The 9,222-nt window shown below is 28.9% G+C and carries 9 protein-coding genes and 1 pseudogene; 8 read left to right on the top strand and 2 right to left on the bottom strand.

The features are described from left to right. The 7 genes and pseudogenes from ON24_RS03090 to ON24_RS03060 all read left to right on the top strand — a co-directional run. A partial coding sequence (locus ON24_RS03090; RefSeq protein WP_040681925.1) for an ATP-binding cassette domain-containing protein occupies window positions 1-603 on the top strand: 603 nt, incomplete at its 5' end. A gap of 44 nt (window positions 604-647) precedes the next feature. Further along, window positions 648-1,052, top strand: a complete 405-nt coding sequence (locus ON24_RS03085) for a universal stress protein (RefSeq protein WP_040681924.1) — start codon at window positions 648-650, stop codon at window positions 1,050-1,052. A 338-nt stretch (window positions 1,053-1,390) separates the two neighbouring features. Next, the gene (locus ON24_RS09260) at window positions 1,391-1,552 is read left to right on the top strand and encodes a rubredoxin (RefSeq protein ID WP_016358370.1); all 162 of its coding nucleotides are present in this window, start codon (window positions 1,391-1,393) and stop codon (window positions 1,550-1,552) included. 12 nt (window positions 1,553-1,564) lie between these two features. Next, on the top strand, window positions 1,565-1,699 hold the full coding sequence (locus ON24_RS09255) for a rubredoxin (RefSeq protein ID WP_016358371.1): 135 nt from the start codon (window positions 1,565-1,567) through the stop codon (window positions 1,697-1,699). Between the two features lie 106 nt (window positions 1,700-1,805). Further along, window positions 1,806-2,315 (top strand): ferritin, encoded by a 510-nt coding sequence (locus ON24_RS03070; RefSeq protein WP_016358372.1) that lies wholly within the window; start codon window positions 1,806-1,808, stop codon window positions 2,313-2,315. A 647-nt stretch (window positions 2,316-2,962) separates the two neighbouring features. Next, the gene (locus ON24_RS03065; protein WP_016358373.1) at window positions 2,963-3,910 is read left to right on the top strand and encodes a replication factor C small subunit; all 948 of its coding nucleotides are present in this window, start codon (window positions 2,963-2,965) and stop codon (window positions 3,908-3,910) included. A gap of 21 nt (window positions 3,911-3,931) precedes the next feature. Next, window positions 3,932-5,596: pseudogene (locus ON24_RS03060) on the top strand (replication factor C large subunit); the annotation flags it as partial. A 221-nt stretch (window positions 5,597-5,817) separates the two neighbouring features. Here ON24_RS03060 and ON24_RS03055 read toward each other — a convergent pair. Both ON24_RS03055 and ON24_RS03050 read right to left on the bottom strand, forming a co-directional pair. After that, complete coding sequence (locus ON24_RS03055) at window positions 5,818-6,264, bottom strand: hypothetical protein (protein WP_236254917.1); 447 nt, start codon at window positions 6,262-6,264, stop codon at window positions 5,818-5,820. Between the two features lie 253 nt (window positions 6,265-6,517). Continuing rightward, the gene (locus ON24_RS03050; RefSeq protein ID WP_040681921.1) at window positions 6,518-7,399 is read right to left on the bottom strand and encodes a shikimate dehydrogenase; all 882 of its coding nucleotides are present in this window, start codon (window positions 7,397-7,399) and stop codon (window positions 6,518-6,520) included. Between the two features lie 266 nt (window positions 7,400-7,665). Between ON24_RS03050 and hisS the strand changes: the two genes are divergently transcribed. After that, window positions 7,666-8,961: a histidine--tRNA ligase gene (gene hisS, locus ON24_RS03045; protein ID WP_040681920.1), complete on the top strand. Its 1,296-nt coding sequence runs from the start codon at window positions 7,666-7,668 to the stop codon at window positions 8,959-8,961. Window positions 8,962-9,222 lie beyond the last annotated feature (261 nt).

Below are 9,222 nucleotides of genomic sequence, written 5' to 3'. Positions count from 1 at the left end.
TTAGCTGCAAGACTTGGATATAAGAATAATGAAATAGTGGAAAATGCTAAGAAGATTGCTAAGGAAGAGGGTTTATCTGATGAAATATTAGATTCCTTATATTTGCTTACAGATTTAAACGAGGATGAGGCAAAACATAGATTGGAACAAATTGGGATAATGCCTGAAATTTTAAATGATCTATTCCCAAGTTTTCCTGCAACAAAAGTTAAAGAAGAGGTTAAAGATATTTTTGATCTTTTAGATTTATCTATTGATGTACTTGATAGACGCTCCTATGAATTATCCGGAGGTCAGAAAGTACGTGCAATGTTATCCCTTGTACTTTGTTCAAAACCAGATATATTGATATTAGATGAGCCATTTGGTGATTTGGATCCTATTACTTTAAGGGATGTTTCTAATTCTTTAAAGCTCTTATGTAAGGAATATGGAATAACCATTGTAATGGTTTCACATAATACAGAGTTTATGAAGGAATTATCCAATAGAGGTATCTTTATGGATGAGGGTAATCTTGTGGAAGATAGTAGAGACATGGATCAACTTGTTGATAAATTTATTGATTTCTGTCATGCAGACTATCTACGTCAAGATAACTAACACTCCTCTTTTTGATTTTTTATTTTTAAATAAAGGGCTTTAAAATGTTTGATAAAATTTTAATTGCTAGTGATGGTTCAAAAACTGCAGATATGGCAATAGATATGGGAATTGACCTTGCTCGAAAATATGATTGTGACGTTGCGGCATTATATATTATTGATCCTGCAAAGACCACCTTTGTTTTAGGTGATGATGAAGGCGGTGAGGTACTTGATAAAATCACAGCAAAAGGTAAGGAAAACGGTGTTATGGTAATTGAGCATATTATAACTGCTGATCCTATTAAAGATTTCAAGGTAATGATATGTAAAATCAATCCTGATTTAGTTGTTATTGGTGCTCATGGTAATTCCTTTGATAAACAAAAATACAATAGTGAAAAATTAGGCAGTGTTGCATCCAAGGTTTTAGAGGTATCCAAGGTACCTGTTCTTCTTGTAAAATAATATTCTTTTATTTTTAATTTCTTTTATTTCAATTTATTTTTTTTAATTAATAGAAATATTTTTATTTTTTAACTTTTTTTAAAGAAGATTTGAACTTCATTTAATTAAATAAAGCTATTTTTTTATTTTTGACTTTTATAAATTTATGAGGATAGTTCAAAAATTGTTTTCAATATGTTATTTTTTTGTTAATTTTAACAAAGCAATTTGATGCTATTTTTATTTTAAAATAGATTCAGAATCATTAATAAAATACCATCTTTTATTTTTTAAAATAAATGAATACATCAAAAAAAGTTTTATACTATTAAAACATAATTATATCTAGAGGTGTAATCATGGCAAAATACAAATGTAAAGTTTGCGGATATGTATATGATACAGAAGTTGGTGACGAAAAAAAGAATATAGCTCCTGGAACTCCATGGGAAGAGATTTCAGATGCATTTAAATGTCCAATGTGCGGAGCACCTAAAAAGATGTTTAAATTAATAGAATAATGAGGTGAAAATATGGCTGTATATGTTTGTAAAGTATGTGGTTACAGATATGATGAAGATGCAGAAGGTACTCCATTTGCTGATTTACCAGATGACTATGTTTGTCCAGTATGTGGTGTAGGTAAAGACCAATTTGCTGAAGAATAAACTTATTGTTAATTATTATTAATTATTAAATTTATTCCTTATTTTTTATTTAATTTAGACTTTATAATTTTTATTTTTTAAATTTTTTTTAAACTAGGTGGTATATATGGTTAATGAAGTTATGGAAAAAAGTTTAAATGAACAAGTCAATGCAGAATTTTACTCAGCTTATTTATATTTATCAATGGCTGCTTATTTTAAGGAAGAAAATCTAGACGGATTTGCTAATTGGATGACTGTTCAAGCTCAAGAGGAAAGAGATCATGCAATGAAATTATTCGATTATATTATTAGAAGGGGAGCAAAAGTTACTTTAACTAGTATTGATGAACCTCAAACCGAATGGGACAGTCCATTAGCAGCATTTGAGCATGTGTTAAAACATGAAAGATATGTAACTAGTCTAATTAATAATTTAGTTGACTTATCTATTGAACAAAAAGATCATGCAACCAATAATTTCTTACAATGGTATGTTAATGAACAAGTTGAAGAAGAAGAAAATGCGATGGATAATTTAGGAAAACTTAAATTGGCTGACGGTAATCCACAAGTTTTATATTCCCTTAATGAGGAACTTGCAACTAGGGTATACACTCCAATTCCTCAAGAATAAATATTTTTATTTTCTTTTTCTTTAATTTTTATTTAATCTGAGAATATTTTCATGCTATTAAGTTTTATTTTACTTGTCTTATTTTTCAATTAAATTAGCTTGTTTTTTGTACTGATTTTTGTTTCCAATCTCCAAATTAATTTTAGATTTAATTATACCTTCAATATCTAGGATTTTCATTGATTCATTTTTTTATATGACAACATATTTTAAATATTCAAAAATCCATATAGTAAATTGTATTTGATTTTTTATCAAATATATTTTATAATTGTTAGTATTTTAAAATTGTATGGTATTAAAAAAATATTACTTAAAATCCTTCATTTATTTGTTAAACAATTTTTGATATTAGCAATTATAATCTTATTTTTAAAGATGGTTTTTATGGATTTTAACTAGTAATATTCTTCTTCTGCTGAAATTAAATTAATTTTTAAAATTACCTTTAGATAAAATTACAAAGATAATATTATAATTGATAAAATCTAAAATTATTATATATTGATTGTAGATTTATTTTTTCTTAAATTATTTTACTGATTTAAATATAATTTAAAAAAAAGATAGATTTATTTGATTTGGATTATTAAAATTTATAATATTTATTTGATTAGAATTAATTTAATATTTTTATGGTGAAAATGATGATGGGACCTTGGGTAGAAAAATATAGACCTCAAACTTTAGATGATGTTGTTGGTCAAGATCAGATAGTAAAACGTTTAAAAAAATATACTAGTGAAAAAAGTATGCCTAACTTAATGTTTTCAGGTCCTGCGGGTGTAGGTAAAACTACTACTGCACTTGCTTTAGCTAAAGCTGTTTTAGGAGAATATTGGAAACAGAACTTTTTAGAATTAAATGCCTCAGATGCAAGGGGTATAGACACGGTAAGGAATAATATTAAAAATTTCTGTAGACTTAAACCTGTAGGTGCTCCATTCAGGATAATCTTCCTTGATGAAGTGGATAATATGACTAAAGATGCACAGCATGCATTAAGACGTGAAATGGAAATGTATACTAAAACCGCTTCATTTATTTTATCATGTAATTATCCGTCAAGAATTATAGACCCTATTCAATCAAGATGTGCTATCTTTAGATTTGCACCTATTAAAGGAGAAGCTATTACCAAAAGATTAAAATATATCTGTGATGAGGAAGGTTTTAATTATACTGATAAGGGTATTGAAACAATCGTTTACTTTGCAGAAGGGGATATGCGTAAATCAGTTAATATATTACAATCCGCTGCTACCGAAGGTGAGGAAATTACTGAAGATTCTGTATATGATGTAATTTCCAAATCAAAACCTGAAGATATATCAAACATGATTACTGCTGCTTTAGCTGGAGACTTTATGAATGCTAGAGACATTTTAAGAGATTCCATGATTTTACATGGTACAAGTGGGGAAGATATGATTACTCAAATATACCAGGAGGTTACAAGAAGAGCAACTGAAGGTATTATGGACAGTGAAGTTTATATTGGGCTTGTAGAATACATAGCAGATACTGATTTTAGAATACGTGAAGGTGCTAATCCAAGAATTCAACTAGAATCATTACTTGCTAAATTTTTATAATATTCTTTATATAAAGGGAAAAATATGCAATGGACAGATAAATACAGACCTCAAACCTTTAAAGAGATTATAGGTAACGGTAAACAAAAAAAGGAAATCCAAGAATGGGTTGAGGCATGGAAAGAAGGAAATCCACAACCAAGCTTACTACTTGTAGGTCCTCCAGGTGTTGGAAAAACAACATTTGCACAGGTTATTGCTCGTGAATTCAGTGAATATATTGAATTGAATGCAAGTGATAAACGTTCATATGATATTTTAATGAATACCATTGGAGAATCCACTACTACAAAGTCATTATTTTCCAATAATCCTAAATTAATTATTCTTGATGAAGTAGACGGTATTACAGGTAATCAGGACCGTGGCGGTTCAAGGGCCATTAATAAAATCATTGAAAATACCAAACATCCAATGATTATGATGGCTAACGATTTCTATTCCAAAAGACTTACAACAATCAAAAAGAAAACCCATGTTATAAAAATGGGTAAAGTAAGAAGCACATCTATAAACGTAGGTCTCAGAAAGATCTGTAAGAATGAGGGAATTGATGCGGATTCTAATGCTTTAAAAGAGTTGTCTAAAAGGGCAAACGGAGATATGCGTTCAGCAATAAACACATTACAGGCATTATGTGAGGAAAGTAAATCCCTAACAATGGAGGATTTGGATAATGTTTCACAGAAAAACGACAAGTCCAACTTGATTAATGCAGTAACTAGGGTTCTTAAAAGTAAAAACATTAATCATATCCAACAGGATATGTATGTGGATGAGGATCCAACATTGGTAATGGAGTTTATAGCTGAAAATATTCCAAGGGAATATAAAAAACCTGAGGAAATTAAAAAGGCTTATGACTTTATTTCCGAGGCCGATTTATACTTCGGACGTGCAAGGCAATCCAGAAACTATGGCTACTGGAAATATGCCACTCAGTTTATGGGCCTTGGAGTAGCATTATCTAAGGATGAAAGATATAAGAAATTTACAAAGATTCAAAGTCCCCAATCATTTGCAAAAATGGGTAGATATAGGGGAAAAAGAAATTTAAGAGACAATATTGCCATTAAGATGTCTGAGAAGATGCATGTTTCCATGGAAGTGGCATATTCCATGTTTCCATATTTTGAAATCATGTTTCAGGATGATAGAACGGCATATGAAATTTCATCCTATCTAGAACTTGAGGATAATGAGATTAAAAGGTTTAGAAAGAAAAAAATTCCTAAAAAGTTCATTAAACAAATGGAAAAGGAAAGGGCCGAAAGACGTCAAAGGGAAAGGGAAGAATTTGCCTTAAATTATCAAAACTCACAACCTTCTAATCGGGATAAAAAAACGGAAGATATTGAAGATAAGGAATCTGAATCATTAAAGACCAGTAAAAAATCAAGTAATGACAATAAGTCTAAAACAATAGAATCTAATAAAAACAGCAACTCATGTAGGAACAATGATTTAAAAGAGGATAATGAAAAGCCTAAAAAAGAGGATAAAGAGGAATCATTGGAAACTGGTAAAAAATCAAATGAAGAAGTTATGCCTAAAACAAAAGAGTCTAGTAAAAGCAATGATTCAGGTAAGAACAATGATTTAAAAGAGGATAAAAAAGAGGATAAAGAATCTGAAACTAAGAAGAAAAAGGACAATACTGTTCAAACTTCTTTATTCAACTTTTAAACTTTATTTAAAAGTTTAATTCTTTTTAATGACATTTTCATCTTTTAAAATCGTTTTTTTTTGATTTTTTTAATTTTAGATGCATTAATCTAACTACTTTTTTCTATTTTTTTTTAAATTGTGTTAATTGGATTTAGGTTTAGTTTATTTAGGTTGTGCTTATTGCCGAATCTATGGTTTAGTTATTGTCTTTATAGGTTATATATAATTAAATCAACGATTTAATCTGCATTCTTGTTTTTTTCTAAATATTCAACAGATTTAAGTATGTTAAACTTATATTGTATAACCGTCTCATCCAAGAAATCTAAAAACTCACCGGATGCATCATCAAAGGTATCCTCAACTATCCTATCCTTGAAGAAATCATTTATTTGTTTATTTGAGATTTTAATTAATGGATAGATATATTCATCATCTTTTCTAGGAAATTGAATACCATCTCCACTAAATATCTCAGATATGATTGAGTGAACTTCCATATCCAAGGTCTTGTCGGATGTTTTAACATCATAATCGCTGTTGCCGTCGTTAATCAATGTTAATCCATATTTTCTTGTATATGGTTCAAGTATTATTTCAATTAACGGATTTGCATTTGGTGGTATATAGACTTTCATCTGGGGTTTAAGTGTGTCTGATAATTCTCTAGATGCATTGGTAGCCATTTCTTGAAAAAGTGATGATCTAATAACCTCTATATCGGGATATTTTTCCTCAAAGGTATTTTGTCTTCTTCTTGAAAACTTTGAAAAACGTAGATTATTGATATAGATTTTACTTTGAGTATATGATATAAATCTGGTGTCTACTCCAATATCAGATAAAAATCTTAAAACGTCTTTTTTTGAATTGGTAAAAGTTTCTTCCTCTTCAGGTATATGAAAATCAAATAAAAATTATCTTCCATCTAATCACAACTTAAAAATCTTTTAGACTATGGATTCCTGATTCTTTCATTACAGATTTTTCCATAGCTTTAATGTCTGCATCCTTACCTGTCCATATCTTAAAGCTTTCAGCACCTTGATACACAAACATTTTAAGACCAGAAACCCTTGTCGCTCCTATTTTTTTAGCCTCCTTAAGTAGGCCTGTTTCAAGTGGAGTGTAGACTATGTCAAAAACAACCATATTCGGATTCATTTGTTGGGCATAAATTAAGGGTTTGTCATAGATATTTGGATATATTCCAACTGGGGTGGTGTTTATAATAATGTCAGTATCCCTTAAATGTGTATCAATATTTTCAAAATCGTCAAAATTAACGGTATATTCGGTGCTGCTTGTAATATCCCCAGCTAAATCTAAGGCCCTTTCAAGATTCCTGTTCAATATTGTTATTGAATTGACATTCTCCTCGGTAAGTCCATAACAAATTGCCCTTGATGCTCCACCTGCACCTAAAACCAGAACATCTTTATCCTTTATGTCTGTTTTTTCCTTAAGGGCTCTCATAGCACCTAAAACATCTGTATTATAACCTTTAGCTATTGTTTTATCAGATTTATATTCAAAATTAATTGTATTTACGGCGCCTATCTTCTCAGCAAGGGGATCTATCTCATCTAAATATTTTATTACATTGATTTTATGTGGGATAGTAACATTTAATCCCTGGATATTTAAAGCTTTAGCACCATCAATAAGATATTCTATATTATCCTCATAAACATGAAAAGGTAAATAGACATAATTTAAACCTAAAGATTCAAGATTTGCATTATGCATATTAGGTGAAAGGCTATGTTCAATAGGATTACCTATAACACCGAAAATCTTAGTATTTCCATCAATCGCCATATTAACCACTAAAAATTTTTTCAATCATTAATCTTTTATACATATAATATATCTTAATTAACTTATATTATTTTATAACCATAAAACTATATTTTAAATTAATTAAACTTTTCTAAATTCTTTATCATTTTATCTTATATTAATTCAGATATTATAATTAATTTTATAAGATAAAAAAATCAAATTTTAACTATATAAATTGAATTTTCAATTATCTATTATCATTTTTATTTAAAAATTATTTATTATATTAAGGAGGAAAATAAGTGGAATTTACAAGACCTAGAGGTACAAGAGACTTTCTCTTTGATGAAATGAAAGAAAGAAAGATTGTAGAAAATACTTTAAGAGAAGTCTTTGAAAATTATGGTTATGGGGAAGTTAAAACTCCTTTATTTGAAGAATTAAAATTATTCACCACTAAATCTGGAGAAGAGATTATAGATCAGCTTTATAATTTTAAGGATAAGTCCAACAGGGAACTTGCATTAAGACCTGAGATTACTGCAGCTATTGCAAGATTATATATTAATGAACTTTCAAAAACTGCAAAACCTATTAAACTATATTATTATGGAAGCTGTTTTAGATATGAGAGACCTCAAAAAGGTAGATTTAGACAATTTTGGCAATTCGGATGTGAACTTATAGGTGCCAAATCCCCGGAAGGTGAGGCTGAAGTTATTGCCATGGCAAACGAATCTATTGAAAAGTTAGGAATTGATTCAGCTGAAATTCATATAAATCATTTGGGCATTATCCGAGGTTTATTTGCTCATTATGGAATACCTGATGAGAAAGCACGTGAAGTAATGATTGTTGTAGATAAGGGTGATAAAGATTTATTAAAAGAATCATTAACTGGTCAGGATGCTATTATTGACAATAAAGAATTAGGCCAAATTCTTTTAAAGCTCATTGATATGGTAGGTTCAAGTGATATATATGAGGATATAAAAAGATTAGTGGAACCATTCGATGAATGTTTAAAACCTCTAACTGAACTTAAAGAATTGATTACCACATTAAAAAGCTTTGGTGTTGAAAATTATAAATTGAATTTAGGTGTAGCACGTGGACTTGACTATTATATAGGCATTGTATTTGAAATCTATGTACCTGAATTAGGTAGTCAAAAACAAGTCTGTGGTGGAGGAACCTACAATTTAATTAAGCTATTTGGTGGAGATGATGTAGTATCTACAGGATTTGCTTTTGGATTTGATAGATTGATGGATGGTATAGAGGCAAGTGGTAATTTACCTGAAATTGGTCCAAAGGTTGATGTTTATGTGGCTCCAATATCTGCAGAAACAAGACAATTGTCTTTTAATATTGCACAGAGATTACGTCAGGAAGGTATTGCTACTGAAATAGATTTATCCCGTAAGAAGTTTAAGAAATTACTATCTTATGCAAACAATCTAGGAGTTAAACAAACTATCCTTGTTGGAACGAATGATGTTCAAAACAAGCAAGTCACTGTTAAGAATATGGAAACCGGTAATCAGGAATTAGTAAATATTAAGGATATTGTTGATTATATTAAAGAAAATATTTAGAATTATTCTTATGATTCTTATTTTTAATTAGTTTAAGATTATAGGTACATTAATAAGCTTTGTTATGTTACCTTAAATTAAAGTTAATATAATCTTTAAATTTCAGAATTATTCGCAATGTTTTAAATTAAATATTTAATATAATTCACTATATTGAATTATTTTAGTTGCTTAAGAATAGTAATTAAGTAATTCATTAAATTTCATAATTATTTAAAACTAAAGTATATGATATAATTTTAACAATGCTTATTTTTCAAT

This window comes from Methanobrevibacter boviskoreani JH1, from assembly GCF_000320505.1.
In the GTDB taxonomy this organism is placed as follows: domain Archaea; phylum Methanobacteriota; class Methanobacteria; order Methanobacteriales; family Methanobacteriaceae; genus Methanarmilla; species Methanarmilla boviskoreani.
This window is presented reverse-complemented; position numbering and strand designations above follow the sequence as displayed.

Excerpts from the sequence above, each read along its gene's own strand:
- ON24_RS03055 (WP_236254917.1), bottom strand. The coding sequence starts at position 6,264 with ATGGCTACCAATGCATCTAGAGAATTATCAGACACACTTAAACCCCAG.
- ON24_RS03050 (WP_040681921.1), bottom strand. The coding sequence starts at position 7,399 with ATGGCGATTGATGGAAATACTAAGATTTTCGGTGTTATAGGTAATCCT.
- ON24_RS09260 (WP_016358370.1), top strand. The coding sequence starts at position 1,391 with ATGGCAAAATACAAATGTAAAGTTTGCGGATATGTATATGATACAGAA.
- ON24_RS09255 (WP_016358371.1), top strand. The coding sequence starts at position 1,565 with ATGGCTGTATATGTTTGTAAAGTATGTGGTTACAGATATGATGAAGAT.
- ON24_RS03085 (WP_040681924.1), top strand. The coding sequence starts at position 648 with ATGTTTGATAAAATTTTAATTGCTAGTGATGGTTCAAAAACTGCAGAT.
- ON24_RS03070 (WP_016358372.1), top strand. The coding sequence starts at position 1,806 with ATGGTTAATGAAGTTATGGAAAAAAGTTTAAATGAACAAGTCAATGCA.
- ON24_RS03065 (WP_016358373.1), top strand. The coding sequence starts at position 2,963 with ATGATGGGACCTTGGGTAGAAAAATATAGACCTCAAACTTTAGATGAT.